This window comes from Aeromonas sp. R7-1 (assembly GCF_040908115.1).
Lineage (GTDB): Bacteria > Pseudomonadota > Gammaproteobacteria > Enterobacterales > Aeromonadaceae > Aeromonas > Aeromonas caviae.
The window spans coordinates 60,143-85,820 of sequence record NZ_JBFODD010000048.1; the positions used below are offsets into that span (position 1 = coordinate 60,143).

The 25,678-nt window shown below is 60.8% G+C and carries 29 protein-coding genes; 21 read left to right on the plus strand and 8 right to left on the minus strand.

Going from position 1 to position 25,678, the window contains the following annotated elements; all coding sequences use genetic code 11:
• Positions 1–175: 175 nt before the first annotated feature.
• Together AB5Y51_RS12725 and AB5Y51_RS12730 are read left to right on the plus strand one after the other, a co-directional pair.
• Positions 176–385: a cold-shock protein gene (locus AB5Y51_RS12725; protein WP_005302803.1), complete on the plus strand. Its 210-nt coding sequence runs from the start codon at positions 176–178 to the stop codon at positions 383–385.
• A 76-nt stretch (positions 386–461) separates the two neighbouring features.
• Entirely contained in the window at positions 462–773 is a 312-nt protein-coding gene (locus AB5Y51_RS12730; RefSeq protein ID WP_103254967.1) for a hypothetical protein, read from the plus strand.
• On the opposite strand, the gene AB5Y51_RS12735 is transcribed toward AB5Y51_RS12730, so the two are convergent.
• Positions 760–1,008, minus strand: a complete 249-nt coding sequence (locus AB5Y51_RS12735; RefSeq protein WP_039040223.1) for a TIGR02647 family protein — start codon at positions 1,006–1,008, stop codon at positions 760–762. The genes AB5Y51_RS12730 and AB5Y51_RS12735 overlap by 14 nt on opposite strands.
• Before the next feature lie 246 nt (positions 1,009–1,254).
• On the opposite strand from AB5Y51_RS12735, the gene AB5Y51_RS12740 reads away from it, so the two are divergent.
• Positions 1,255–1,803, plus strand: coding sequence for a hypothetical protein (locus tag AB5Y51_RS12740; protein WP_368178547.1), 549 nt, complete (start codon positions 1,255–1,257; stop codon positions 1,801–1,803).
• Between the two features lie 94 nt (positions 1,804–1,897).
• Positions 1,898–2,290 (plus strand): DUF2750 domain-containing protein, encoded by a 393-nt coding sequence (locus AB5Y51_RS12745; protein ID WP_010675308.1) that lies wholly within the window; start codon positions 1,898–1,900, stop codon positions 2,288–2,290.
• 89 nt (positions 2,291–2,379) lie between these two features.
• Here the strand turns inward: AB5Y51_RS12745 and AB5Y51_RS12750 are convergent, their stop codons facing one another.
• Positions 2,380–4,230, minus strand: a complete 1,851-nt coding sequence (locus AB5Y51_RS12750; protein ID WP_368178548.1) for an extracellular solute-binding protein — start codon at positions 4,228–4,230, stop codon at positions 2,380–2,382.
• A 90-nt stretch (positions 4,231–4,320) separates the two neighbouring features.
• Complete coding sequence (locus AB5Y51_RS12755; RefSeq protein ID WP_368178549.1) at positions 4,321–5,214, minus strand: EamA family transporter; 894 nt, start codon at positions 5,212–5,214, stop codon at positions 4,321–4,323.
• Between the two features lie 178 nt (positions 5,215–5,392).
• Between AB5Y51_RS12755 and AB5Y51_RS12760 the strand changes: the two genes are divergently transcribed.
• Positions 5,393–5,581, plus strand: a complete 189-nt coding sequence (locus AB5Y51_RS12760) for a hypothetical protein (RefSeq protein ID WP_257707086.1) — start codon at positions 5,393–5,395, stop codon at positions 5,579–5,581.
• Here AB5Y51_RS12760 and AB5Y51_RS12765 read toward each other — a convergent pair.
• A complete protein-coding gene (locus AB5Y51_RS12765; protein WP_041214868.1) occupies positions 5,578–6,768 on the minus strand; it encodes an HD-GYP domain-containing protein in 1,191 nt (396 codons plus the stop codon). The genes AB5Y51_RS12760 and AB5Y51_RS12765 overlap by 4 nt on opposite strands.
• A gap of 172 nt (positions 6,769–6,940) precedes the next feature.
• Between AB5Y51_RS12765 and rsuA the strand changes: the two genes are divergently transcribed.
• The gene (rsuA, locus tag AB5Y51_RS12770; RefSeq protein ID WP_039040228.1) at positions 6,941–7,633 is read left to right on the plus strand and encodes a 16S rRNA pseudouridine(516) synthase RsuA; all 693 of its coding nucleotides are present in this window, start codon (positions 6,941–6,943) and stop codon (positions 7,631–7,633) included.
• Positions 7,634–7,734: 101 nt separating this feature from the next.
• Here rsuA and AB5Y51_RS12775 read toward each other — a convergent pair whose 3' ends face one another.
• On the minus strand, positions 7,735–8,637 hold the full coding sequence (locus AB5Y51_RS12775) for a DMT family transporter (RefSeq protein ID WP_039040229.1): 903 nt from the start codon (positions 8,635–8,637) through the stop codon (positions 7,735–7,737).
• A 290-nt stretch (positions 8,638–8,927) separates the two neighbouring features.
• Here AB5Y51_RS12775 and AB5Y51_RS12780 point away from each other — a divergent pair, with 290 nt between their 5' ends.
• The gene (locus AB5Y51_RS12780) at positions 8,928–10,565 is read left to right on the plus strand and encodes a peptide ABC transporter substrate-binding protein (RefSeq protein WP_039040230.1); all 1,638 of its coding nucleotides are present in this window, start codon (positions 8,928–8,930) and stop codon (positions 10,563–10,565) included.
• A gap of 10 nt (positions 10,566–10,575) precedes the next feature.
• A complete protein-coding gene (gene yfcE, locus AB5Y51_RS12785; RefSeq protein WP_183149724.1) occupies positions 10,576–11,118 on the plus strand; it encodes a phosphodiesterase in 543 nt (180 codons plus the stop codon).
• A gap of 43 nt (positions 11,119–11,161) precedes the next feature.
• Here the strand turns inward: yfcE and AB5Y51_RS12790 are convergent, their stop codons facing one another.
• The 3 genes from AB5Y51_RS12790 to flgA form a co-directional block, all read right to left on the minus strand.
• Positions 11,162–11,578 carry a flagella synthesis protein FlgN gene (locus tag AB5Y51_RS12790; protein ID WP_039040232.1) on the minus strand — a complete coding sequence of 139 codons (417 nt, stop codon included), beginning with the start codon at positions 11,576–11,578 and terminating at the stop codon, positions 11,162–11,164.
• The gene (gene flgM / locus AB5Y51_RS12795; protein ID WP_010675298.1) at positions 11,575–11,895 is read right to left on the minus strand and encodes a flagellar biosynthesis anti-sigma factor FlgM; all 321 of its coding nucleotides are present in this window, start codon (positions 11,893–11,895) and stop codon (positions 11,575–11,577) included. The genes AB5Y51_RS12790 and flgM overlap by 4 nt, the downstream gene beginning before the upstream one ends.
• A 94-nt stretch (positions 11,896–11,989) precedes the next feature.
• On the minus strand, positions 11,990–12,595 hold the full coding sequence (gene flgA / locus AB5Y51_RS12800; protein WP_039040281.1) for a flagellar basal body P-ring formation chaperone FlgA: 606 nt from the start codon (positions 12,593–12,595) through the stop codon (positions 11,990–11,992).
• Between the two features lie 237 nt (positions 12,596–12,832).
• Between flgA and AB5Y51_RS12805 the strand changes: the two genes are divergently transcribed.
• From AB5Y51_RS12805 to flgL, 13 genes are all read left to right on the plus strand, one after another.
• Positions 12,833–13,744 carry a chemotaxis protein CheV gene (locus AB5Y51_RS12805; protein WP_010675296.1) on the plus strand — a complete coding sequence of 304 codons (912 nt, stop codon included), beginning with the start codon at positions 12,833–12,835 and terminating at the stop codon, positions 13,742–13,744.
• A gap of 17 nt (positions 13,745–13,761) precedes the next feature.
• Positions 13,762–14,586 (plus strand): protein-glutamate O-methyltransferase CheR, encoded by an 825-nt coding sequence (locus AB5Y51_RS12810; RefSeq protein WP_010675295.1) that lies wholly within the window; start codon positions 13,762–13,764, stop codon positions 14,584–14,586.
• 61 nt (positions 14,587–14,647) lie between these two features.
• Positions 14,648–15,049 (plus strand): flagellar basal body rod protein FlgB, encoded by a 402-nt coding sequence (flgB, locus tag AB5Y51_RS12815; RefSeq protein ID WP_010675294.1) that lies wholly within the window; start codon positions 14,648–14,650, stop codon positions 15,047–15,049.
• Positions 15,046–15,465 (plus strand): flagellar basal body rod protein FlgC, encoded by a 420-nt coding sequence (gene flgC, locus AB5Y51_RS12820; protein ID WP_005329775.1) that lies wholly within the window; start codon positions 15,046–15,048, stop codon positions 15,463–15,465. The genes flgB and flgC overlap by 4 nt, the downstream gene beginning before the upstream one ends.
• A gap of 90 nt (positions 15,466–15,555) precedes the next feature.
• Positions 15,556–16,293, plus strand: coding sequence for a flagellar hook assembly protein FlgD (locus tag AB5Y51_RS12825; protein WP_183149726.1), 738 nt, complete (start codon positions 15,556–15,558; stop codon positions 16,291–16,293).
• A gap of 10 nt (positions 16,294–16,303) precedes the next feature.
• Positions 16,304–17,650, plus strand: coding sequence for a flagellar hook protein FlgE (gene flgE, locus AB5Y51_RS12830; protein WP_039040233.1), 1,347 nt, complete (start codon positions 16,304–16,306; stop codon positions 17,648–17,650).
• A 146-nt stretch (positions 17,651–17,796) separates the two neighbouring features.
• Positions 17,797–18,543, plus strand: coding sequence for a flagellar basal-body rod protein FlgF (gene flgF, locus AB5Y51_RS12835; RefSeq protein ID WP_010675291.1), 747 nt, complete (start codon positions 17,797–17,799; stop codon positions 18,541–18,543).
• Between the two features lie 14 nt (positions 18,544–18,557).
• Entirely contained in the window at positions 18,558–19,346 is a 789-nt protein-coding gene (gene flgG, locus AB5Y51_RS12840) for a flagellar basal-body rod protein FlgG (protein WP_010675290.1), read from the plus strand.
• 16 nt (positions 19,347–19,362) lie between these two features.
• The gene (gene flgH / locus AB5Y51_RS12845; RefSeq protein WP_010675289.1) at positions 19,363–20,034 is read left to right on the plus strand and encodes a flagellar basal body L-ring protein FlgH; all 672 of its coding nucleotides are present in this window, start codon (positions 19,363–19,365) and stop codon (positions 20,032–20,034) included.
• 60 nt (positions 20,035–20,094) lie between these two features.
• A complete protein-coding gene (locus AB5Y51_RS12850) occupies positions 20,095–21,192 on the plus strand; it encodes a flagellar basal body P-ring protein FlgI (RefSeq protein WP_010675288.1) in 1,098 nt (365 codons plus the stop codon).
• 46 nt (positions 21,193–21,238) lie between these two features.
• On the plus strand, positions 21,239–22,339 hold the full coding sequence (gene flgJ / locus AB5Y51_RS12855; RefSeq protein WP_042879594.1) for a flagellar assembly peptidoglycan hydrolase FlgJ: 1,101 nt from the start codon (positions 21,239–21,241) through the stop codon (positions 22,337–22,339).
• 3 nt (positions 22,340–22,342) lie between these two features.
• Positions 22,343–24,340, plus strand: coding sequence for a flagellar hook-associated protein FlgK (gene flgK / locus AB5Y51_RS12860; RefSeq protein ID WP_042017550.1), 1,998 nt, complete (start codon positions 22,343–22,345; stop codon positions 24,338–24,340).
• 3 nt (positions 24,341–24,343) lie between these two features.
• Positions 24,344–25,552: a flagellar hook-associated protein FlgL gene (gene flgL, locus AB5Y51_RS12865; protein WP_010675285.1), complete on the plus strand. Its 1,209-nt coding sequence runs from the start codon at positions 24,344–24,346 to the stop codon at positions 25,550–25,552.
• Positions 25,553–25,678: the final 126 nt, after the last annotated feature.

Consider the following 25,678-nt stretch of genomic DNA (forward strand, 5'->3'; position numbering starts at 1 on the left):
ATTTGTTTGCGTAATCGACAAAGGCACGTATAATCTCAACCAGCTTGAAAGGGCGATAGTTATGTCAATGAATATGATGTTTTACATCTTTTCCTGTTGTTCATAAGTAATCCCGTTTTTTGAGCTTTACCCGCTGAAAAGCATAAGTAATTATTTTGAATACAGGTTTAAAGATATGTCTAACATGATCACCGGTACCGTTAAGTTTTTCAACGAAACCAAAGGTTTTGGCTTCATCCAGCAAGAAAACGGCCCGGACGTTTTCGTTCACTTCAGCGCCATCCAAGGTAACGGCTTCCGTACCCTGGCTGAAGGTCAGCGCGTACAGTTCTCTGTGACCCAAGGTCAAAAAGGCCCGCAGGCTGAGAACGTAACTGCTCTGTAATTCTTGCAGAATTTAAGAAAGCCGTGGTACCTCTGGTGCCACGGCTTTTTGTTTTCATGGCTTCTCAATACGCGTCATGACCCTGATCTCCTCCCTCTTGCTGACCGTGGCGTTGACCGGTCAGGCCAGCACGCCAACGCCGGATCCTGCGGTGAATGATGCCGTGTCCGTGTGTCAACAGTTTGTACATGTTCGTCTGGGAAACGCGGTGAAACCCGATGAGATCAGGGTACAGCCGGTGCCAAAACGGGCGGGAGAGTGGCTGGTCGATGGCAAGATAAAAGGACCCGAAGGTCCTTTGCTGTTTGCTTGTCTGCTGCGGCAAGGAGAGCGCTGGGAGTTGCTCAACTTCTCGCTCTGGGCACCACAACCGCTCAATTCGGCTTGAGTGCGACCAGCAGGTGTTGGAGATGCTCCAGCATGGTCATGCCGAAAGGGGTCAGATAGCCGCCATCTACCGCGGTGATCAGGCCCTGGCTGTGCAGGCGCGCTGCCGCCTGGCAAAGCGCTTCCGACATGTCGCTGCGCAGCTTGATCCCCAGGCTCATGTTGGCCGGATCAAAACACGCCAGTATTTTCAGCTCATTCACAAAATCGTCAGAAACCTGGTTGATCCCACTCATGGATGCACTCCTTACGCTAAAGATGTATGCAACCTAGCATCCCCGGTGCCTCTTTAGTGGGCGCTGGCTCAAACAATTGGCCTTTATCGGGGCCGCTCTGGTTCAAACGCTGCTTTTTTGGACGCTATCTATCACCGGCCCGGCTGGACGCAAACGCCCCCAGCAAGGCAAACATGCTAGAATGGCACCCTCGTTCACCCTCATGACCAGGCGTGATGCCAGGTCATTTTGTTCAAGGCGCGTCTCATGATCACTGTTACTCTGGTCTCTCTGCTGCACTCTCTGGGTCCCCGTTTTCCTGTTTATGCTCCCTCCTTGCTGCTCCCTCTCCTGGCGCAACATCAAGGAGATCTCTGGCTGCCGGCCATTCGTGGGGAAGACGTGACAACCCTGCGTCAGCATGGCAAGGATGCCCAGAGTCTGGCTACCTTGTCGGCAGGCTGGTGTGAATTCGCGGCCCAGAGCAAAGAGACGCCGGAGCTCGATGCGCTGGCAAGCTACGATGAGGAGATGCTGGACAACCTGCAGATGTACTGGCGCCACCCGAGCAAGATAAACAGCCCGATCACCGATAACCTGTTCGAGCTGCGCCGTGAGGTGGTGGACGAGGCCCATGGCGGCAAGCTGGTTGCTGCCTGGAGTGCCGCCCAGCAAGCACGGCTTGAGCAGATCATGGTGGGGGTCGCTGCGGGGCGGGATCAGCTCTGCTTTGTGGAGGTGGAGTCTGCCTACTGGCTGAGGGAGCGACTGGGTGAGACCGCGGGACTCCGGCTGTTGACCCCCGAGCTGAGGTGAGGCGATGGAAAGACGGTTGACCCATTACTCCTGCTGGACAAGGGGTCGGCAAGATGTGAACATGTCGCCCTTTATTGAACGAGAGACTTGACCGATGAGCTATGAACTTAGCGACACCGAGCGCAATGCCGCGCTGCAACTGAACGCCGATTACCGCTTTGATCACTTCATCAGCAAGCTGGTCGAGCACGAAGAGCTGTTTGTCCTGACCGACGAACACGGCGTCATGATGCTGACGACCGAAGAGGAAGACTGCATCCCGGTATGGCCGCATCCCGACTACGCCAAGGCCTGGGCCGAAGGGGAATGGGCCGAGTGCAAGCCGCAATCCATCACTCTCAAGGTGTGGCTGGATCGCTGGGTGGACGGCATGGAGCAGGATGATCTCTGCGTGGCCGTGTTCCCGACGCCGGATCAGGAAGGCATTGTGCTGGACCCGGCCGACGTCGCCGACGCCATTGCGCAAAAGCAGGCCAAACGCGGCTGAGTGCCCTCTGCCTGGTGCCATCCCGGTTGTAACAAAGACCCCGCCAATGTGCGGGGTCTTTTGTTTTGGGGCCGACGGTGCCAGCTGCCCTATTTTTGCTGGTAGGTGGTATCCGTGATGGTCACCGGCGGGAAGGTCTGCCCCCCTTTGATGGCGGCCCGGGTCTGCGCCTTTGCCGCTTCGTCAATCCAGAGCAGGCCGCCGAAGCTGTAACCCGAGTTGGAGCCGTCAAGGGGCCAGTAGAGCAAGTCGCTCTGGGGGGTTGCCGGCACCTTGGGCAGGCGTACCCAGCGCCAGGCGCCGGCCCGGGTATAGGGCACCTGATAGGCGGGGACGAAGCTGGCGAGCTCATAGAGTCGCTGCTGGATCTGGCGGGAGAGGTCGGCCTTCTTGCCGAAATCGAACGCCTTGTCGTATTGCTCCACCAGGGCCGAGATCCTGTCGTCATCGATGTTCATGATGTTGTTGGTCTGGGGCTTGTTGGCATTGACCCTGTGGAAGTGTTCCCAATAGGCGGGATAGCGACCGCCGCTCCAGGCCATCCAGGCACTCTGGTGTTTTTTCTCCAGCATGGATTTGAAGCCGGCAGACGCATCCATCAGATTGAGCTCGAGGTTGAGCCCCGCCTTTTTCGCCTCTTCCCGCAACAGGGTTAGGCGCTGGGCATGTTCCGCCGTGGTGTAGGTGATGCTGAGGGAGAGGGGCTGGCCCTTGTCGTTTCGCAAGATGCCATCCGGTCCGGTCTTGGTAAAGCCGGCCTTGGCAAAGAATTCGCGAGCAAGTGCGGGATCGAAGGGGCGCGCCTTGAGGTCGGTATTGGTGAAATCTCCCTGGCCCGAGCCATAGGTGTTGAGACGCTGGTAGTCCCCCCGCAGCAAGGTCGCGATCATCTTGTCCAGGGCGAGGGCGTGCTGGATGCCGAGTCTGACGTCGAGATTGCTCAGCAAGGGATCGGCCGTGTTGAGATAGAGCCCCATGGGGGGCTGAGGCGTCTGGTTGTAGAACCAGAGCCGCTCGATATAGCCCTTCTCGAATTCGGCGGTCTTGCTCTTGTCGTGCCACCAGTTGGGCATCACGAGGGGGAAGGTGTCGAGCTCACCGCGCAGGAAGTGCTGCCAGGCGATGTTCTGATCCCTGAGCACCTTGATCTCGATGCGATCCGGATTGAAGCGGTGCTGAAAGTAGCGCTCGTCGTTCCCCCACCAATCCTTGACCCGGTCGAAGGTAACCGACTTGCCCTTCTTGAGCTCGCCAATCTGGTAGGGGCCGGTGACCGGCAGCACCTTCCAGTTGTATTCCTTGACCCAGCTGGCGGTCAGCTTGATGGCGTGGCTGGGCTCCGGGGTGAAGGGGAGGGCTTCGAGCAGATCTTCCCGGCTCTTCTCGGTGCCGCTAGTGATGGCGAGGGTGTGATCGTCAAACTTGGTCACTTCGCTTATCTGGGTGCTGTAGTAGTTGTTGTACCAGGGGTCGTTGATCTCCTTGCTGCGCATCATCTTGAGGGTGAAGACCCAGTCGTCCGCAGTGACGGGCTGGCCGTCCGACCAGCGGGCCTTGGGGTTGATGCGAAAATAGAGCGTCTTGTTATCCGCGCCGAAAGCCCACTGATTGGCCAGCATGGGGATGGGGTTGCGCGTCACGGGATGGGTGCTCAGGAGCGGCAGGTTGGTCTCGCGCACGTAGGCTGCAAAGCCGCCGTTGGAATCCGGCCCGTATTTGCGCAAGGTGAGCGGAAAGCTCGACATGAAATCCCGGAAGGTGCCGCCTCGCTTGGCCTCTGGGTCTGCATAGACGGGATCGGTGTCGTTGCTCTCCCATTTGAGATCTGCCGGCAGGGTGGCACTCCAGCCGAACGGGCTCCAGCAGAAGGGGAGCAGCATGGCCGTGACCCGCATGATGCCTGGTAAAGAGGGGATGATCGAAAGTGACGGATGACGCATGTCCTTGCTCTCCTGATGATGGCGTCCTGCCGAAATAACGGGGTGGGCCCAAGAGGGCCTGACCCATGATGGGAAGTTTCCCGGGCGAGGTCAATCCTCGGTTTGGGTCTTCAAGAAGCGCATCTTGCCCCCCAGCAGATGCACCACGAAGCCGAGCAGCACCAGACCCGAGCCCAGCCATTGCAGGGGAGTGGGGTGTTCATCGAGCAGCAGGGCGGCGGCCACCATGCCGACACAGGGAACCAGCAGGGAGAGGGGGGCAACTTGGGCCACCGGATAGCGCATCAGCAGCCTCCCCCACAGGCCATAACCGAGCCAGGTGGCGATAAACGAGAGATAGAGCACGCACAAGACGCCCTGCCAACGGATGTTGAGCAGGCTGCTTGCGATGAGTTCGGGCCCCTCGAACAGCCAGGAGAGCGCGAAGAAGGGCAGGATGGGCACCAGCCCGCCCCAGGCGACCAGGCTTGGCAGAGAGGTGCGATAGCGCAGACCTATCTGGCGATTGATGACGTTGCCAAGGCCCCAGCAGGTGGCTGCGCACAGCGTCAGCACAAACCCGATGAGGGTGAGGTTGCCCTCGCCATGGGTGGCGATGAGATAAAGACCTGCTCCCGCCAGCGGCAGTGCCACCCAGTGGTGGGGCTGCCAGCGCTCTCCCAGCCAGATCATGGCGAACAGCAGGGTGAAGACCACCTGGGATTGCAGCACCAGGGAGGCCATGCCGGCGGGCATGCCGAATTTCATGGCGCAGAACAGGAAGGCAAACTGGCCCAGGCTGATGGCACCGCCATAGGCCAGCAGCCAGCGCCAGGGCATGGCAGGCCTGGGAACCAGCAGAATGGCGGGGAAGACGACTCCGACGAAACGTAGTGCTCCCAGCAGCAGTGGGGGGATGCCTTCCAGCCCCCACTTGATGGCAACGAAGTTGAGTCCCCAGCAGAGAATGACCAGGGCGGCCAGACACTTGTCCTTGGTTTGCATGCAGCATCCTTGTTTGAGCGGCGCCGGCACGGCAGGGCGCCGAAGGGGTCGAGCATACCTGCTATAGGGTGGGCACCGTCAAGGGCGCAGGTGTCTGCCGGGCGAGTGCGGGCGGGCTAAGCTAAAAGTGAGAGCCCGGATTGACGGGCTGGCGTCGATGGCTGACCGGAGGTGTTCCATGAGCGACCATACCCTGCTGCCCCATGGTGAAGACTTGCGCCGCGCGGTGCGCTGGCTCAGCGAACACCATCAACACGACATCCGGGCCATCGAAGAGGCCTGCCTGCGCTTCGATCTCTCCCCGCTGGATGAGGAGTTCCTGATTCGCCATTGCCGCGAGCAGCAGCCAACAAGCCGAACAGGTTAGACGAAGTTGGCCAGGTTGATGCCAAACTCCTTGGGGTCCACCGTGCTCTCTATGGTCTCCTGAACCCCGTTTTTGGCGAGATCCAGCCACTGCACCTCGAGATAATGGCGATGGCCTGCGTGATAGATCACCTTGACCACGGGCTTGAGCGGTTGCTGTTCGTTGCGCTGCATCACGATGGCCAGGCGCTGGTTGGAGAGCTGCACCAGGGTACCCACCGGATAGACCCCCATGCACTTGATGAACCTGGTTACCAGGTCGGCATCAAAATGCAGATCAACCCCCTTGAGCAGAATGCGAAACGCTTGGGTTGGCTGCATGCCCTGTTTGTAGACTCTGTCTGCCGTCACCGCATCGTAGACATCGACGATGCCGCTCATGCGGGTGTAGAGGGAGAGCTGATCCCCCTTGAGGCGCCGCGGGTAGCCGGTGCCATCGATCCGCTCGTGATGGTTGGCGGCCACCTCCAGCATGATGGGGGTGATGCCGGCGGTGGCGGCCAGGATGTCGTGGCTGTGGACCACGTGCTCGCGCATCACCTCCAGCTCCTCATCGGTGAGCTTGCCCGGTTTGTTGAGCACCTCGTCCGGGGTCATGATCTTGCCCACGTCGTGGAGCAGGCCACCGAGGGTCAGCTCCTTGAGCACGCTGCGATCCAGCCCCAGGTAGCGGCCGAAGTTCGCCAGGAGGATGGCGACATTCATGGAGTGCTCCATCAGGTAGGCATCCTTGGCACGGATCCGCGCCAGACAGAGCATGGCATCGCCGTGGGTGAACATGGTATCGACCATCTCTTCGGCCACGGCGGCAAGGGGCGTGATGTCGATGGGCTCTCCGGCTTTGAGATGGCGAATGAACTTGCCCTGGAGTTCGCGCGCTTCCTGATAGAGCCGACGGATCTTGAGCTCGCGCCCTTCACCACTGCCGATCTGACGAGAGGAGCCCGCCCCGTTTGTCACCACATCCGCCGGGCTTGCCGAGCCCCCTCCCGGCAGCTTGCTGCGGGCAAGATCCACCCGCACCGTCAGCACGCCGCGCCGGATCAGCGCCTCCACCTGCTGGGGGTTGGTCACCATGCCGGTCTGGGCAATCTCCATGGCGCCGGTCTGGCTGGCAATGGCAATGACGTACATGCCAGGTTTTAGCTGGCTGACGGGGATGACGGGGTGAGACTTCGTCGGCTTCATGGGTACATCCTGAGCTTATTATTATGTGTGATGTCGGTCTGCTGACGGCAGTCTATCACTGGCACATCATGGCGTCAGGCGCCATCTTGAGTCCCTGTCGCTTAGTACTGGTGTTGTCGGGTCTGACCGATATAATGTCGCCCCCAATCATGATGGATTCCGAGGTTTTTGCATGCGGCTCGACAAATTTCTTTGCGATTGCTCCGATTTGACCCGTTCCCAGGCGGGCAAGCTGATCCGTCAGGGGGAAGTGCTGGTAGACGGCGTGCTGGTCAAGCAGCCCGCCTTTCACATCAATGAGCAACACCAGATCGAGTTTGACGGTGTGACCTTGACCCTGAACCTGCAGAATCGCTACTTCATGCTGCACAAGCCGGAAGGATATGTCTGCTCCAACGAGGACCCGGATCACGCCACCGTGTTCCACCTGCTCGACGAGCCGGCCATGGGTAAACTGCACGTGGTGGGGCGCCTCGATCTCGATACCACCGGGCTGGTGCTGATCACCGATGACGGCCAGTGGTCCCATCGCATCACGTCGCCCCGGCACGAGTGTGCGAAGACCTACCACGTCTGGCTGGCTGATCCCGTGAGTGAAGAGGCCATCTCGCTCTTTGCCGACGGTATCTACCTGCGCAACGAGAACGACAAGACCCGCCCTGCGGAGCTGGAAATCCTTGACGAGCGGGAAGCACGCCTGACTATCCACGAGGGCAAGTATCACCAGGTGAAGCGGATGTTCGCCGCCATCGGCAACAAGGTGGTCGGGCTGCATCGGGAACGCATCGGCGATCTGGCTCTGGACGATGAGCTGGCACCGGGGGAATACCGGGAGCTGACCGAAGAGGAAGTGGCCCTGTTCTAGGGACGCGATCGCCTCTCTCCCTGTCCGGCAAGGGTGAGCATCGGCGGCTCAGTGCCGCCGATGGGCGTGTTGGTCCTTCCTTCTTGCAGGAGAGACGGAGCTCAGTTCCCCATTCCCAGCACCAGGGCCGTGCCCAGGGTGGCCAGCAGGGCTCCGGCCCAGGCGGGGAGCGAGGGACGCATCCCCGAGTGCCACCACAGCAAGGGCAGCAGAATGACCGGTGTGGTGGAAGACAAGATGGCCACCATGCCCACATCTCCCTGACGCAGGGCCACCAGGATCAGGGTCATTCCCAGCGTCATCGCCAGAAATCCGTTGATGCCTATCATGCCGAGCACCTGCCGGTTGATGGGGTTGTGCGGCATGGCGAGCGGCAGGCGCAGCGCCCGCAAGACGCAGTGTGCCAAGAGGGCGCTGGCCATGCGCACGCCGGAAGCGCTCACCGCGTCCACGGTGCCGCTCATCATCACCGGCTTGGCGATGATGGCTCCCAGGCTCTGGCACAGGGCTGCGGTGAGGCCAAGGGCTATGCCGACCACGAGGCGGCCGCGCACCTGCTCCCATTCGTTCTGCTGGTTGTCGCCACGACGACCAAACAGGATGGCGAGCATGACCCCGGCCAGGACCAGCAAGGCGCCTGGCAGGCGCCAACCATCGAGCCGCTCGCCAAAGAGCCAGAGCCCGAGCAGGGCGGAGAAGAGGGCGTGGCAGGAGAAGAGCAGACCGCTGCGCCTGGGGCCGAGTCGGTTCATGCAGGCAAAGAGGGCGGTGTCGCCGACGAAGATGCCGATGAGGCCGGAGAGGGCCAGCAGGGGAAGGGCGCTCTCGGTGAGGGTCTGCCAGCCTCCCGTCACCAGACTTGCGCTGGCCAGCATCAGGCTGACCAGGAACATCCGCCAGCGGCTGTAGGCAAAGGCCCCCAGATGGCGAGCCGGTTTGACGGAGATGAGGGCGGCGATCGCCCATAAACTGGCGGCAGCCAGCGCCAGCCATTCGTAACCCATAAAGACCCCTGAAACGGTAGACGACAACCGGACTTGCAGGCGACACATCGCCCCGGGGCGATTGCCAAGGGGGCAGGGGAGTGCGCCTTCTGGCGATTGCGCCCACCCGTGGCGGCCGTGTCGTCATAAAACCTTGAAAAAAATAGCCCGAAAGACTCCCTCTATCGGGCAGGCCCGATACAATACGGGTCGTCTTCGGGGATAACAAGCGCGGCATGTTGCATTCGGTTCCAGGCGCGCCGCCGGCCTTCCCCCCATTGCAGTCAAAAGAATTGAACGAGGTTGATGTCATGTTTTACCGTTTCGCCGCCAGGCCAGCCCGCCGCTGGCTCTCTCCCTTGCTGTTCGGGTTGATGGCGGTGCCGCCGCTTCAGGCCACTACCGTGGTGCAGCAGCCCGTGCTGTCGGACAGGCAGACCCTGGTCAAGGGCAATGGCGCCGAACCCGAGTCCCTCGATCCGGCCCTGATCCGCTCCGGTTTCCCGGGGGAGGTGGTGCTGGTGGACCTGTTCGAGGGGCTGGTGAGCGAGGATGGTCAGGGCAAGATAGTGCCCGCCCAGGCCCAGCGCTGGGAGACCAGCGAGGATGGGCTGGTGTGGCGCTTCTTCCTGCGTCCCCAGCTCAAATGGTCCAACGGCGAGCCCCTCACCGCCCGGGATTTCGTCTACGCCTGGCGGCGGCTGCTGAACCCGGCGCAGGCTTCCCCCTCCGCCGGCCTGCTGCTGGCGACCGGCATCAACAATGCCCAGTCCATCTATGCCGGGGCGCTCGACCTCGATGCCCTGGGGGTGGAGGCAGAAAGCGACCAGATCCTGAAAGTGACCCTGGAGCGCCCTGTTCCCTATTTCCTGCAACTGGTCAGCCAGCGCCCCTTCGTGCCGGTCAACGAGCGGGTCATCGCCCAGTTTGGCAAGCAGTGGACCCAGCCAGGCAAGATGGTGAGCAATGGCCCCTACAAGCTGGCGAGCTGGGTGGTGAACGAGCGCATCGAAGCCGAACGCAACCCCCAGTACTGGGATGACGCCCATACCCGGATCCAGCGGGTGACCTACCTGCCGCTCGCTTCCCAGCATGGGGAGCGGCTGCGTTACGAAGCGGGGGAGATCCAGCTCACCAACAAGGTGGCGCTGGAGTACTACCAGAAGACCATGCAGGAGGCACCGGAGCGGATCTGGGGTCTGCCGCTGCTTGGCACCTATCTTTATACTTTCAATCTCAATCGCCCCGAGTTGCAGGATGTGCGGGTGCGCCAGGCGCTCTCCATGGCCATCGATCGCCACCTGCTGACCGAGAAGGTGAGCGGCCAGGGGGAGCGCTCTGCCTGGTCACTGCTGCCCGCCATGCCGGGTTATGACGAGCTGGATATCCCCCTCTCCCGGGAAGACCAGCCGACCCGGTTGGCCCGGGCCGCCGCGCTGTTGGCCCAGGCGGGCTACAACAGCGCCCATCCCCTCAGGCTGACGCTGACCTACAACACGTCGGAGAACCACAAGAAGCTGGCCCTGGCGGTGGCGGCCATGTGGAAACCGCTGGGGGTCGAGGTCTCCCTCAACAACATGGAGTGGAATGCCTATCAGGTCGCCAAGGACAGTGGTGATTTCATGCTGGCTCGTTCATTTTTGTTTGGTGATTATGTCGAGCCGTCGTCCATGCTTGGCAGTTTCCGCTGCCAGGATCCCCAGAACGAGAGCGGCTACTGCAACCCCGCCTTCGATGGTCTGCTGCAGCAGGCCTCCGAGACCCTGGATGCCAACGCCCGGTCCGGGATCTATCATCAGGCCGAGCAACTGCTGATGGAGGAGGTGCCCGTCATCCCCGTCTATCACTACAACCAGATGCGACTGGTGGACCCGGCACTGCGCGGCTTGCCGAGCCGCAACCTCAAGGGCGCCATCGCCACCAAGGATCTCTATTTCAGCCAGCCATGAGGAGTGTGGAATGAAGATTGCCATCATCTCGGATCTGCACGGCAGTCTGACTGCCCTCGAGCAGGTGCTGGCGCAACTCGCTCCCTGGCAGCCTGATCACTATCTGCTGCTCGGGGATCTGCTCAATCACGGGCCGCGTAATCCGGTGCCGGCGGGGTATGATCCTGCCGCTGTGGCGGCAAGGCTCAACGAGCTGGCCCCCCGCATCATGGCGGTGCGTGGCAATTGTGATTCGGAGGTGGACCAGATGCTGCTCCACTTCCCCATCACGGCGCCCTACAACCAGCTGCTGGTGGATGGGCGGCGCTGGTTTGTCAGCCACGGTCATCTCTATGAGCCCGGCAACGTGCCCCTGCCAGCAGAGAGCCTGTTCATCAGCGGTCATACCCATGTGCCTGTGCTGCGCCAGGAGGGAGAGATTTTCCTGATGAACCCGGGGTCTATCTGTTTTCCAAGGGGCGAGTGGGTGGCCAGTTATGGGCGCTATGACGACGGCTGCATGAGCATCCATGCCTGCAAGGATGGAGAAACCCTGATGCAGCTAGTGCTCTGATGAGGGGCTGGCAAGGAGAGAAAACCAGAAGGGGGAGAGGAGATCAGGCCTTGATCCCGAAAGAGCGGGTGCCTGAGCGGGTATTGCCTTTGGCGTCATAGGTCAGGGAGCTGCTGTCTCTGAGCTTGCTGAGGAAGCTGGCGAGACGGCGATTGGAAACAATGCTGAGTTCGAGCAGACGTCCATTGAGGTTGTTCTGCTCCTGACAGGCTTCCAGCTTGGCTTGAAGGGCCTGCAATTGGGTCGGGAAGGCGCCCAGCTGTTGCTGCAGGTCGGGTAGCTCTGCCAGAGTCTTGTCCAGCGTCTCGATGGCCACCAACAGTTGCTGCTTGCGATCGGCGAGTGCCGGCAAGGCAAGGGCCCGGTGAGCCTTGAGCAGGTCGAACTCCTCTGCCAGCAAGCCTTGCATCTGGGAGAGGTTGTCGTCCTGAGCGCGCAGCAGCGAAGGGAGGTCCATCATCCCAACCGTTTATCCAGATCGGCTTCGAAGCTGAACATCTTTCTGGCCACGGCTTCGCTGTTGACCTTGTACTCCCCACTGGCCACGGCCTTCTTCAGGCTCTCGACGCGGCTCTCGTTACCGGTGGAGGCGGTGTTGAGGGTCTTCTGCATCTGTTGCAATTGCTGCGCCTCACTGGTCAAGGAGACAGAGTCGCTCTTGACGGTCGTCGCACGGCTGCTCTCGCTGGAGGTCGCCGACTTGGTGGCTACACCTTGGCTGCTGCCGCTGTTTTGCAGGCGGTTGTTAGCCAAGTTGTTGATATTGTTGATAGCCATAAGGTTTACCTTCGTCTGCTTTGCTGTTCGCTTACCTGTATATCGGTGACGGCGGTCAGAACTTTAGAAAAAAATTGCGCAGTGCATTCATGTGTCAGAATGTCACGACCACGGAACCCACTGCACTGACCTGGCCTTGCACCGTTCTGCCCGAGCGCGTGTTGACAAGCCGGATCATGTCTCCGAAGCTGCCATCTTGCAAGGCGCGGGCCATGGTTTTGATCTGCATGCTGCTGTTTTCGGCGCTCAGGGTGACCTGGTCCCCTTTGCAGACCACGCATACCTGGGTGAGCCTGATTGGCTGGCCCGGTTTGAGCTCACGCTTGCTGCGTACCCCGATGAGGGCGGTCGGGTCGGTAAGGTAGTCGCCACGGATCAGGGTCTGGTCCTGGTATGCCAGGGTCAGCATGGGTTCACTCAAAATGTCTCCCTTGGCAACCGGGACGGCGACGGTGACATAGGGTTTCTGGATGCTGACCCGGACCGGTAGATAGAGATCCCAGGATTTCTCTCCCTCGCACTTGAGGTAGACGGTGGTGTTGCGACGGATCTCCATCCTGGCGGGGAGGGAAATGGTGAGGGCATCTTCGCAGCGCGTGAGGGGGAGACGCTCGTCAATGGTACCGGCCTTGACGTCGGCCTGTGCATCGAGGGGAATATCGAGCTGGTCGAGCACGAACGCCTGTGCCTGTTCTTGCAAATAGTCGGTGACCTCGGACGCCATGGCGTGAGACAGACTGCAAAACGGCAGTAAGATAAGGAAAAGTCTACTAATCATTTTTGCTTACCGGTCGATAAGTTATTCACGTATACCACCGTAGTTAACTATGCTTGCTCCAGAATTATTCGGTTGTTGAAACAACGATGATCTGATGCAAGCCAATGTGCATGCATAATGACATGCACGATCAGTGCCAAGCATTTTTAGGGAGTGTTTATGGCGAGTATTCTGGACTCGGTCAACCAGCGAACCCAGCTAGTGGGACAAAACAGGCTGGAGCTGCTGTTGTTTCGTCTCAATGGACGTCAAAGATTTGGCATCAACGTATTCAAGGTACGCGAGGTGCTGCAGTGTCCCCCTCTGACCGTCATGCCCAAGCTCAACTCCTGCATTCGCGGCGTGGCACATATCCGCGGCCAGACCATCTCGGTGATCGATCTCAGCATGGCGATGGGCAAACGCCCCATCCAGGACCTCTCCAAGTGCTTCATCATCATCTCCGAGTACAACCGCTCCATTCAGGGGTTCCTGGTCCACTCGGTCGAGCGCATCATCAACATGAACTGGGAGTCCATCCTGCCGCCACCCAAAGGGGCAGGTCGCATCAACTACATGACGGCGGTGACCGAGGTAGATGGTGAGCTGGTGGAGATCCTGGACGTGGAGCGCATTCTCAACGAGATCTCGCCGGTCTCCACCGAGGTGTCCACCGAACTGGTGGAAGCAAGCGTGGAGCGCAATCCTCACGGGCGTCCCGTGCTGGTTGCGGACGACTCTTCGGTTGCGCGCAAGCAGGTTCAACGGGCACTGGAGGCTATCGGGGTGCAATGCGTGCTGGCCAAGGATGGACGGGAAGCGCTCAACATGTTGCTGGAGATGTCCAAGAACGGTCCCATCAAGGATCAGATAGCCCTGGTCATTTCGGACATCGAGATGCCGGAGATGGACGGTTATACCTTCACCGCCGAGATCCGCAACAATCCCAACCTCAAGGATTTGCATGTTATCCTGCACACTTCCCTCAGTGGGGTGTTCAATCAGGCCATGGTGCAGAAAGTCGGAGCGAACAATTTCATTGCCAAATTCCAGCCGGATGAATTGGCCAAGGCCGTACAAGGCGCTCTCTAATCAAGAAGAACAACTGCATGAAGACACTTTCGGACGACTTATACAGGCAATTCAGCAATTTTCTGGCGCAACAGAGCGGCATAGTGCTGGGTGACAACAAACAGTATCTGGTCAAGAGCCGCCTGTCGCCCTTGATGACTCAGTTTGGTATCGAGAGTCTGTCTGATCTGGTCACCCGGGCGATGAGCGTGCGCGAGCGGGAGCTCAAGATGGCGGTGGTCGATGCCATGACCACCAACGAGACCCTGTGGTTTCGCGATACCTATCCGTTCCAGCTGCTGAGCGACAAGATTTTCCCGGAGCTTGGCAAGAGCGGTCGTCCCATCAAGATATGGTCTGCCGCCTCTTCATCCGGGCAGGAACCCTACTCCATCGCCATGACGGCGCTGGAGCAGCAAGTCAAGCGGCCGGGTACCTTGCCGGGCGGGGTGCAGATAGTGGGGACCGATATCTCCAGCACCATGCTCAACCAGTGCAAGGAGGGTGTCTACGATAGCCTGGCGCTGGCTCGCGGGCTCTCCCCCGAGCGCAAGCGACTCTTTTTCGAACCCTGTGGCGACAACAAGATGCGGGTGGTGGAGCGTGTCAGAAAATTGACCAGCTTCCGTCCCCTCAACCTGCTGGAGAGCTACAGCCTGCTCGGCAAGTTTGACATCATCTTCTGCCGCAACGTGCTCATCTACTTTGCGCCCGAAGTGAAATCCAAGATCCTCAACCAGTTCGCCAGCAGCCTCAATCCTGGCGGCTACCTGATGCTGGGGGCCTCAGAGTCTCTGGCCGGCCTCACCGACAAGTTCGAGATGATCCGCTGCAACCCCGGCATCGTCTACAAGGTCAAATAACCCCGCTCAATACCCTCTTGGCACACCTCTTGCTAAATATTCATGAAGCAGGAGGTGTGCTATGGCAATTTCATTCGACAAGGCATTCGGTGTTCATCAGTACACGCTGAGCGTGCGCGCCAAGCGTGCTGAGGTGTTGTCCAGCAACATCGCCAATGCGGACACGCCGGGCTTCAAGGCCCGTGACATCGACTTCTCACAGGCGTTGCAGGATGCCCAGGGCCAGCAAGGGTTCGGGCTCAGCACCACCAGCGAAAAGCACTTCGCCTTGCAGATGGATACCCCGGGCACGACCCAGTACCGCAATCCCCTGCAACCGGATACCGGTGACGGCAACACGGTGGACGTGCAGCAGGAGCGCAGCGAGTTCCTGCGCAACAGCCTCGAATACCAGGCCTCCCTTGAATTCATGAACAGCAAGATAAGCGGCCTGCTCAAGGCACTGAAAGGAGAGCAAGGATGAGTTTGTTCAAGGTCTTTGACATTGCAGGCTCTGCCATGAGCGCGCAGTCCGTTCGTCTCAACACGGTGGCGAGCAACATGGCCAACGCTGACAGCGTCAGCTCCAGCGTGGAAAAAACTTACCACGCCAGGCGGCCAGTCTTTGCCGCCCAGCTGGATCAGGCCATGTCCGACAAGCAGGCCTCGGTCGGGGTGGATGTGAAGGGCATTGTCGAGAGTGATGCGCCCCTGCTCAAGGAGTACAACCCGAATCACCCCATGGCGGACAAGGATGGCTTCATCTTCAAGCCCAACGTCAACATGGTGGAAGAGATGGCGGACATGATAGCGGCGTCGCGCAGCTACCAGACCAACGTCCAGGTGGCCGATGCGGCCAAGAAAATGTTGCAGCAGACCCTGGGTCTGGGCAAGTCCTGACAGAGGTGAACCCGGATGAGAGTGACCCGTGATCGCCTGCCAGGCGGCAACAATCGGCCCAGTGGGCACGCCCTAGAGGGGGGAGCATAAGTGGCAGATACCTATGACAGCCTGCTGGGCGTCAACCGGACGACGTCGGCCCAGACCAGTACGGTCAACACCAGTACCCAGAAAAAGGAGCTGGATCAGGAGTCCTTCCTGAAGCTGCTGACCATGCAGCTCTCCTATCAGGATCCGTTCAAACCGGTGGACAACGCCCAGATGCTTTCCCAGATGACCTCGATGTCGACGTCTCAGGGGATCAGCAGCCTCTCCACCCAGATGGAGAGCCTCAACAGCCTGATGACCTCCAGCCAGGCGCTGCAGGCCTCCGCGCTGGTGGGACAGAACGTGCTGATCCCGTCCAACACGGGTTACGTGGAGAAGGGGGGTACCCTCACGGGGGTCATCGCCACCGGCGATGGCGGCAGCAACATCAAGGTGACGGTGAAGGACGAGAGCGGCCAGGTCATCAGGGAGTTCTCCATCGAAGGGAGCCACAAGGGGAACGTGGCCTTCGAATGGGATGGCAAGGACAAGTCCGGCAACCAGGCCAAGAGCGGCAAATATTCGATAGAGGCGCATGCCACCGTCGACGGCAAGTCGGAGAGCGTCCCCGCCCTGACTTACGCCAAGGTGGAGAGCGTCACCCTGGGAACGAGCACCAACCCCAGCACCCTCAAACTCAAGGGACTGGGTGGCATCTACCTGACCGATGTATTGGAAATTGGCGCGACGACCGGCAAGACCACCACCCAGTCGGCTTCGTCCTCTAACGCAGTGATCTAAGGAGAAAGACATGTCATTCAACAATGCCCTCAGCGGCATCAATGCGGCTCAAAAAGACCTGAACGTCACCGCGAACAACATTGCCAACGTCAATACCACCGGCTTCAAGGAGTCCCGTGCCGAGTTTGCCGACGTCTATGCCAACTCCATCTTCGTCAACGCCAAGACCCAGGTCGGCAACGGGGTGGCGACTGGCGCGGTGGCCCAGCAGTTCCACCAGGGCGCGCTGCAATTCACCAACAACGCGCTGGATCTCGCCATCCAGGGCAACGGCTTCTTCGTGACCTCGGACGGCCTGACCAACCTGGATCGCACCTACACCCGTGCGGGCGCCTTCAAGCTCAATGAAAGCAGCTACATGGTCAGCAACTCCGGCGGTTATCTGCAAGGGTACGAGATCAACTCTGATGGCACCCCCAAGGCGGTGAGCATCAACGCTACCAAGCCCATCCAGATCCCGGACAAGGCCGGTGAGCCGGTGCAGACCACGACGGTCGAGGCTGGTTTCAACCTGCCTTCCAGCACGAAAACGCTGATGGATGTCAATGCCTCCAAATTCGATCCCACTGACTCGACCACCTACTCCTCCTCTACTTCCGTGGTGGTCTATGACTCCCTGGGCGAGCCACACACCATCACCCAGTACTTCACCAAGGAAGCGGATCCGGCCGATCCTACCCAAGCGGCGGTGCCGACTGCCTGGCGTATGTACCTCTATGAAGGGGACAAGCCCATCGACATCGTAGGCGGTACGGCCACCACCATGGCGACCGGTCTGAGCCAGGCTCCCCTGAGCGCCCGGGTGACCTTCGATGCCTCCGGCAAGATGGTCACACCCACCACCCCGGCGGTCATCAAGACGGAACCCCTGGGGGCGACAGGGGCTGGTATCATCACCAATGGCGCCGATGGCACCCAGGAGATTGAGTTCAAGCTTGGTACCGTGACCCAGTACGCCTCCCCCTTTGAAGTGAGCAAGCTGACCCAGGACGGCTCCACCGTCGGTCGCCTGACCAAGGTGGAGATCGGGGCGGATGGCATTGTCTCCGCCACTTACAGCAACGCCACCACCGTCAAGGTGGCCATGGTGGCCATGGCGAAGTTTGCCAATGCCCAGGGGCTCACCCAGGTCGGCGACACCTCCTGGCGCCAGTCCCTGCTCTCTGGCGATGCCTTGCCCGGCACCCCGAACTCCGGCACGTTCGGCTCCATCAAGTCGTCGGCACTGGAGCAGTCCAACGTGGACCTCACCACCGAGCTGGTCGATCTCATCACTGCCCAGCGCAACTTCCAGGCGAACTCCCGTTCCCTGGAAGTGAACAGCTCCCTGCAGCAGAACATACTGCAGATCCGCTAAGACGGCGGGTAGTTGGCAGGGGCGCTTCGGCGCCCCTTGTCATTTCCGTCCCGCCTCATTTCCTCCTTTCATTCCGTCTTTGTCATCTCTCTTGGCATTCAACTTGCAGTTGAGCTGTGAGAGTCATCTGTTTGACGGAGGATCCCATGGATCACCTGCTTTACATCGCCATGTCCGGGGCCAAGGAGAACATGAACAGCCTGGCTGTTCGTGGCAACAACCTTGCCAACGCCAACACCATTGGCTTCAAGTCTGACTTCGAGCAGGCGCGCAGCATGCAGGCGTTTGGCGAAGGGCTGCCCACGCGGGTGTTCGCCATGACCGAGCGGCCGGGCCAGAACCTGCAGCACGGCATGCTGATGACCACGGGTCGGGATCTTGACGTTGCCGTCGATGGGCCAGGCTGGATTGCGGTGCAGGATCCCAACGGTGCGGAAGCCTATACCCGCATGGGCAACCTCCAGCTCAATGCCACCGGCAATCTGCAGACTTCCACCGGTCTGAATGTGGTGGATGATGCCGGTCAGCCCATCGTGCTGCCCCTGCCCATGGAGAAAATTGAGATCAATCGTGACGGTACCATCAGCGGCCGTCCCGAGGGGGCAGCCGCCAACCTGCCGGAAGATTTCCAGCGTATCAAGCTGGTCAACCCGGCGGCAGATGCGGTGGAGAAAGGCCAGGACGGCCTGTTTCGCCGAAAGGATGGCCAGAATGAGGCCGCGTCTGCGGATGTGGGCCTGATCGCCGGCTCCCTCGAGGGGAGCAACGTCAACGTGGTCGACGAGATGACCAACCTTATTCGCTTGCAACGTCAGTTTGAAACTCAGGTCAAGATCATGAAGACCGCCGAGGAGAACGACGAGGCACAAACCCAGCTGCTGCGTATCAGCTAATCAAGGAGCACCCCATGAATCCTGCACTCTGGATCAGCAAGACCGGCCTCGATGCCCAGCAGACCAACATCTCGGTCACCTCGAACAACCTGGCGAACGCCAGCACAGTGGGCTACAAGAAGGCGCGAGCCATCTTCGAGGATCTGCTGTATCAGAACATCAACCAGCCTGGCGGTCGTTCCTCGGCGGACACCGAGCTCCCTTCCGGCCTGATGCTGGGGGCGGGGGCCAAGGTGGTCGCCACCCAGAAAAACCACAGTCAGGGCAACGTCCAGACCACGGACAACTCCCTTGATCTGATGATCAGCGGCCGCGGCTACTTCGAAATCCAGCTGCCCGATGGCAGCGCCGCCTATACCCGCAACGGCCAGTTCACCCTGAACGACGAGGGGACCATCGTCACCCCGGGCAACGGTTACCCGCTGCAACCGGAGATCCAGATCCCCGAGAACGCCCAGAGCGTCACCGTGGGGGAGGATGGCCAGGTCTCCGTCCAGCTCAAGGGGGATGGCCAATCCCAGGTGGTGGGCCAGATCAACACCACGGACTTCGTCAACCCCACCGGCCTGCAGCCCATGGGGGAGAACCTCTTCCTCGAGACCCAGTCCAGCGGCGCCCCCATTCAGGGGACTGCCGGCGCGGACGGGCTGGGGGTGATCAAGCAGGGGATGCTGGAGACCTCCAACGTCAACGTGACCGAGGAGCTGGTGAATCTCATCCAGGCTCAGCGGGTCTACGAGATGAACTCCAAGGTCATCTCCGCCGTCGACTCCATGATGTCCTTCCTGACCCAGCGGACCTGATGAAAGGAGTGTCATGATGAAAGCCATATGGATGCTGGGACTGCTGACGCTGGCGGGTTGCACCAGTACCCCCAATACCGCCAAACCGGATGACCCGGATTTCGCCCCCGTCTACGGGGAGTCAGAGCCGGTGTCGGTGCGCCCGACCGGCGCCATCTTCCAGCCCGAGCAGGTCAACGGCATCTACTCGGACATCAAGGCGCACCGGGTGGGTGACATCATCACCATCCAGTTGGCGGAGTCGACCTCGGCGTCGAAAAAGGCCAACACCCAGAGCGGCAAGGACAACAAGCTGGCGCTCGACCCCGTCACCCTGGGTGGCGTGCCGGTCACGGCGGGGCCCTACGATCTGTCGGCCTCCATCGGCCAGAACAGTGCCTTCAAGGGGCAGGCCAAGGCGGATCAGAGCAACAGCCTGCAGGGCAACATTTCGGTCAGCGTGGTCAAGGTACTGCCAAACGGCAACCTGCTGGTGCGCGGCGAGAAGTGGATCATGCTCAACAATGGCAACGAATACATCCGTATCACCGGTCTGGTGCGCCCGGAGGACGTGAGCTCGGAAAACAGCGTCTCCTCCCAGCGGGTGGCCAATGCGCGTATCTATTACGGCGGTACCGGGGATCTGGCGAACACCCAGGAACAGGGCTGGCTCACCAGCTTCTTCAACGGCCCCTGGTGGCCCATTTAAGACTCAAGAGTCCGGGGCGTTCACGGGCCCTGGATCAGGAAGGTTTTGTTAGGAGATGTCATGAACCGATTCCGTCTGCTTGCCCTGCTGTGCTGCCTGCTGCCCTTCGGGCTGGCGCACGCATCCCGCATCAAGGACCTCGCCTCGGTGGAAGGGGTGCGCAGCAACCAGCTGATCGGTTACGGTCTGGTGGTGGGCCTGCCCGGCACGGGGGAGAAGAACAACGCCTTCACCGAGCAGACCTTCAGGACCATGCTCAACAACTTCGGCATCAAGGTGCCTGACAACATCAAGCCCAAGATCAAGGACGTGGCACCGGTGGCCATCCACGCGGATCTGCCCCCCTTCTCCAAGCCGGGCCAGACCATAGACGTCACCGTCTCCGCCATCGGCGAGGCGAAGAGCCTGCGTGGCGGCACCCTGCTCCAGACCTTCCTGAAAGGGCTGGATGGCCGCGTCTATGCGGTGGCCCAGGGCAGCCTGGTGGTCGGTGGCCTCGGGGCCGAAGGGGCGGACGGCTCCAAGGTAGTGGTGAACACGCCCACAGTGGGGCGCATCGCCAACGGGGCGACTGTGGAGCGGGAGGTTCCCAACTCCTTCAGCCAGGGCGACACCATCACCTTCAACCTGAACCGGCCGGACTTCACCACCGCCCGCCGTCTGGCGGACGTGGTCAACGATCTGGTGGGTCCGAACACCGCCCAGGCGATGGACGCCACCTCCATCAAGGTATTCGCACCGCGGGATCCGGCCCAGCGGGTCTCCTACCTCTCCACCATCGAGAACCTGGAAGTGGACCCGGCGAGCGAGTCCGCCAAGATCATCGTGAATTCGCGTACCGGGACCATCGTCATCGGCAGCGAGGTCAAGCTGCGCCCGGCGGCCATCAGCCACGGTGGGCTGACGGTCACCATCGCCGAGAACCAGCAGGTCTCCCAACCCAATCCGCTCGCTGGCGGGCAGACGGCGGTCACCAACAACTCCACCATCAACGTGCAGCAGGATCCCGGTCGGATGTTCAAGCTCGATACCGGCGCGACCCTGGACGACCTGGTGCGGGCGGTGAACCAGGTGGGGGTCGCCCCCGGGGATCTGATGGCGATCCTGGAGGCGCTGCAGCAGGCGGGCGCGATCCAGGGCCAACTGGTCATTCTGTAATTTCGTGAGCGGCAAGCGGTTGCCACGGGCGGCAAAGAGGTAGGTTATGGCAGAGTTCGACACCCAGAGCGGTATCAATATTGGCATGGTGCAGGATGTCCAGAACCTGGACAAACTGCGCCAGATGAGCCTGAGCAAGGAGGGGAAGCAAGGGGCCCTGATGGCGGCCGCCCGCCAGTTCGAATCCATCTTCACCCAGACCCTGTTCAAGGGGATGCGCCAGGCCAACTCGGTGCTCACCGAGGGCAACCCGATGAACAGCAGCTACACCCAGTTCTATGAAGGGATGCTGGACGAGCAGCGGGTTGCCGACATGTCGAGCAAGGGGGGGCTGGGCATTGCAGAGATGGTGGCCAGGCAGCTCTCACCCGAGCAGACCTTCACCCATCAGGATGGCCGGGTACTCAAGCTGCCCCAGCGTACCGAGCGGGTCTACAAGCCCTATCAACCCCCCAGTGCCTCCAACGATCTGATTGCTGCCGCCAAAGTTGGCAAAGATTTTGCTGATAACGAAATGAAGGGTGAGCTGAATGGGGCCGAGCGTACGCTGGCCCTGCCAAGACGCCCCCACCGCACCGTGCCGCCCATGGGCAGCAGCCAGAGGCCTTCGGCCCTGGATGGCAGCGCCAAGGTGTTTGACAGCCCGGAAGAGTTCGTCGACAGGCTGATGCCGCTGGCCAAGAAGGCGGCGGACAAGCTGGGGTTGAGCCCGGCGGTGCTGGTGGCCCAGGCCGCCCTTGAGAGTGGCTGGGGCAAGCGGGTGATCAAGGATGCAGACGGAAACGTGACGCACAACCTGTTCGGCATCAAGGCCGATCCGCGTTGGGAAGGCCCCAAGGCGGTGGTGAGCACCCTGGAATACGAGCAAGGGGTGGCCTCGCGCCAGAAGGCGGCGTTTCGCTCCTACGAGTCGTTCGAAGAGAGCTTCAACGACTACGTGGATTTCCTGACCTCTGGGAGTCGCTACAAGGGGGCGCTGGCCAAGGTGGACAGCCCGGAACGTTACTTCGAGGCGTTGCAGCAGGCCGGTTATGCCACCGATCCCCAGTACGCCAGGAAACTTAAACAAGTGTTGCGCAGTGATGCCATCGCCGGTTACTCGACGCCCGGCAACATTGCAGACAGGAACACAGAGATGGAGCTGTAAGCTATGGCAAGCGATCTGCTTGGAATTGGGACCTCGGGTGTGTTGGCCCAGCAGCGACTGCTGCAGACCACCAGCAACAACATAGTGAACGTCAATAGCCAGGGCTATGTACGTGAACGCACCCTGATCTACACCAATTCCGTCGGATTGGGGACGGGCGACATGGTGAGCGAGCGGATCATCAACGCCTATGCCCAGGCCGAGGTGCGCCGGGATACGTCCGCCTATCAGGCGGCCAACACCCGCTACGATCAACTGTTCCGGCTCGACAGCCTGCTCGGTGATGCCAGCAACAGCGTGGGGACCACCATCACCTCCTATTTCAAGGCTTTCCACACCGCCAACGAGTCACCGTCCGAGATCGGGGGGCGCAAGACGACCCTGAGTGAACTGAGCGGCATGGTGGACAGATTCCATACCCTCTCCGCCCAGCTCGACAAGCAGTCCGATACCATCAACGCCACCATAGGGGACGAGACGGACAGGGTGAACAGCCTGCTGAACAGCATCAACGATCTGAACCAGGCCATCGTCCGCACCCAAGGCTCCCCTGAAGAGAACCTGATGCTGTTCGATCAGCGGGATGAGGCCATTCGCCAGCTCTCCGAGAAGATGGAGATCCGCACCGTGACCCAGCCCAATGGCAGCATGCTGGTCAACATGAGCACAGGGCACTCCCTGGTGCTCGATGGCGGCGTGGCCCAGTTCAAGGTGGTGCCGGGGGACCCGGATTCCCGTGAGCCTTCCCTGCAGCTGACCCTGGGCAAGAACCAGGCCAGCATCAACGACCAGGATATTGGCGGTGCCATCGGTGGCCTCTTCACCGCGCGCCGGGATCTGGAGCCCGCCAAGCGGGAGCTGGGGCAGCTGGCCGTCGCCCTGGGGGATGCCATGAACCAGCAGAACCGGCTGGGGATGGATCTCGACAACGAGCTTGGGGGGGATCTCTTCACCCTCAAGGGAAGCCAGGGGCTGCCCTACGCCAGCAACCAGGGTAACGGGGCGGCCAGCGTCAACTTCGTCCCCGGCAAGGGGAGCGAGGTCACCACCTTCGACTACGAGGTGCGGTTCAACAGCGCCACCGGTTACGAGGTATTCGCCATCGACGGTAGCGGGCAGCGTACCTCGCTTGCCACGGGGACCACGCCGCCAGCCACCTTCGAGGTGGCGGGGCACGGCATCGAAATCGATCTCTCCGGCACTCCGGTCGCGGGTGACAAGATCTTGTTGCAACCCACCCGGAATGCGGCTGCCAACCTGGAGCAGGCGATCACCCGTCCCGAGGATATCGCGCTGGCATCCCCCCTGAAGGCGGACAAGGGATCCCAGAACCTGGGCTCGGGCGAGATAACGCTGGGCGGTGTCTACAACACCGGCACGGGCTCGGGTTTTGGCACCAACACTCTGGACCCGAGTGCACCCCAGGTCATCAAGATCGACGGCAGCGGCAACTACGAGGTCTATGACAAGAACAACAACCTGCTCGGTGTGGCCCCCGCCTCCAGCAAGGGAAAGAACCTGATGGCCGCCCTCGAGAGCCCCCTGGGGGGGCCCAAGGTCTACGCCGATCCGACCCAGAGCCCGGGCTATGAGTTCAGCATCACCGGCAAGGTGGAGGCCAACGACAGCTTCACGCTCAGCTACAACAAGGATGGCTTTGCGGACAACGCCAACGGCCTGGCGCTGGCGGAGCTGCAGAACAAGGAGCTGGTGCGCAAGAACAACAACGCCGCCACCAGCAACGACAAGATGACCTTCAACGATGCCTACTCGGGTCTGGTGAGCGGCATTGGCAACAAGACCAGCCAGGCCAAGACCCTGTTGCAGGCCAACGAGGCGAAGCTGACCCAGAGTACCGCCATCTTCGAGAGTGTCTCCGGCGTCAATCTGGAGGAGGAGGCGGCCAACCTCATCCGCTTCCAGCAGTCCTATGCGGCCTCGGCCCAGATAGTGAACACCGCCAAGACCATCTTCGACACCCTGCTCTCCTCCGTGAGGTAAGTCATGCGCATCACCACCAACATGATCTATGACCGCAATCTTGCCTCCATGAGCAAGGTGAGCGAGCGCCAGAACACCGCCTACAACCAGTTGATGACGGGGGATAAATTCTCCCGTTCCGGGGAGGACCCGGCCGGTATGAGCCAGAAGATGGCGCTGACCAAGGAGATCGATCTCTTCAAGCAGTACGGCGTCAACGGCAGCCTGCTGGAGAACAGCCTTGGCCACGAGGAGACGGTGCTCACCTCCCTCAACAACGCCATGCTGAGTGCCCAGACCCTGATCCAGAAGGCGAACAACTCCGCCATGGGCTCCGAGGAGCGCAACGCCATCGCGAGCGAACTGGAGGGGCTGCAAAAGCAGATGTTCGACCTGATGAACAGCAAGAACTCCCAGGGGGAGTACATCTTCGGCGGCAATCAGAGCAAGACCCAGCCCTTCGTCAAGGATGCCAGCGGCAACTATGTGTTCCAGGGGGACACGGGGCAGCGCAACATCCAGGTCTCTCCCACGGTGCAGATCCCGGCCAACGACTCCGGTTTCGATCTGTTCGAGATGGTGGCGACCCGGCGCACCGCCAGCGCCGCCAGTGGCAACATCCAGGTGTCGGTGGCGGATCAGGGGAACTTCGAGAGCTTCTATCGCAACAACTATGATGCTTCCCTGCCGAGCAACCAGTATGCGGTCAGCACCCTGGCCGGGCCGCCGGACACCTACGAGATCCGTGACAGCGGTGGCACCCTGCTGCAAAGCGGCGACTATGTGGCGGGCAACAAGATCCCCTTCAACGGCCTGGCGCTCACCCTCGACCTCCCTGCGGGGTCGGCGACCCAGAACTTCGTGCTGGATACCCCGAAAAACGACAACATCCTCAATGGCATGTCCGATTTCATCTCCGCCATGCGCGATCCGACCCTGTCGGAGAGCGATTTCCAGCTGGCGGTCTCCGATGCCACCACCCACATGAGCAACGCCAGAACCAAGATAGACCGGGGACTGGGGGAGCTGGGGGGAAGGATGAACAGCCTGGAGCAGGTGATGAGCTCCAACGACGGACTCAGCACCCTGAACCAGCAGGCGCGGGCCAAGGTGTCCGAGGCGGACATGTACGAGGTGATCGCGGCCCTCTCCAAGGAGGATGCAGCCATGAGCGCCTCCCAGCTCGCCTTCAGCAAGATAAGCAAGCTGACCCTCTTCGACTATATCCGCTGACGCTTGTCCGTTGACCGCAGGCTCCCCCGTGCCACGCACGGGGGAGCCTCGTTTCATGAAAGGCCCGCCGTCCGGCCAATTTGTAACAACCCGTTGCCAGGGGCCCGTTTGCCTTGACTCGACCTG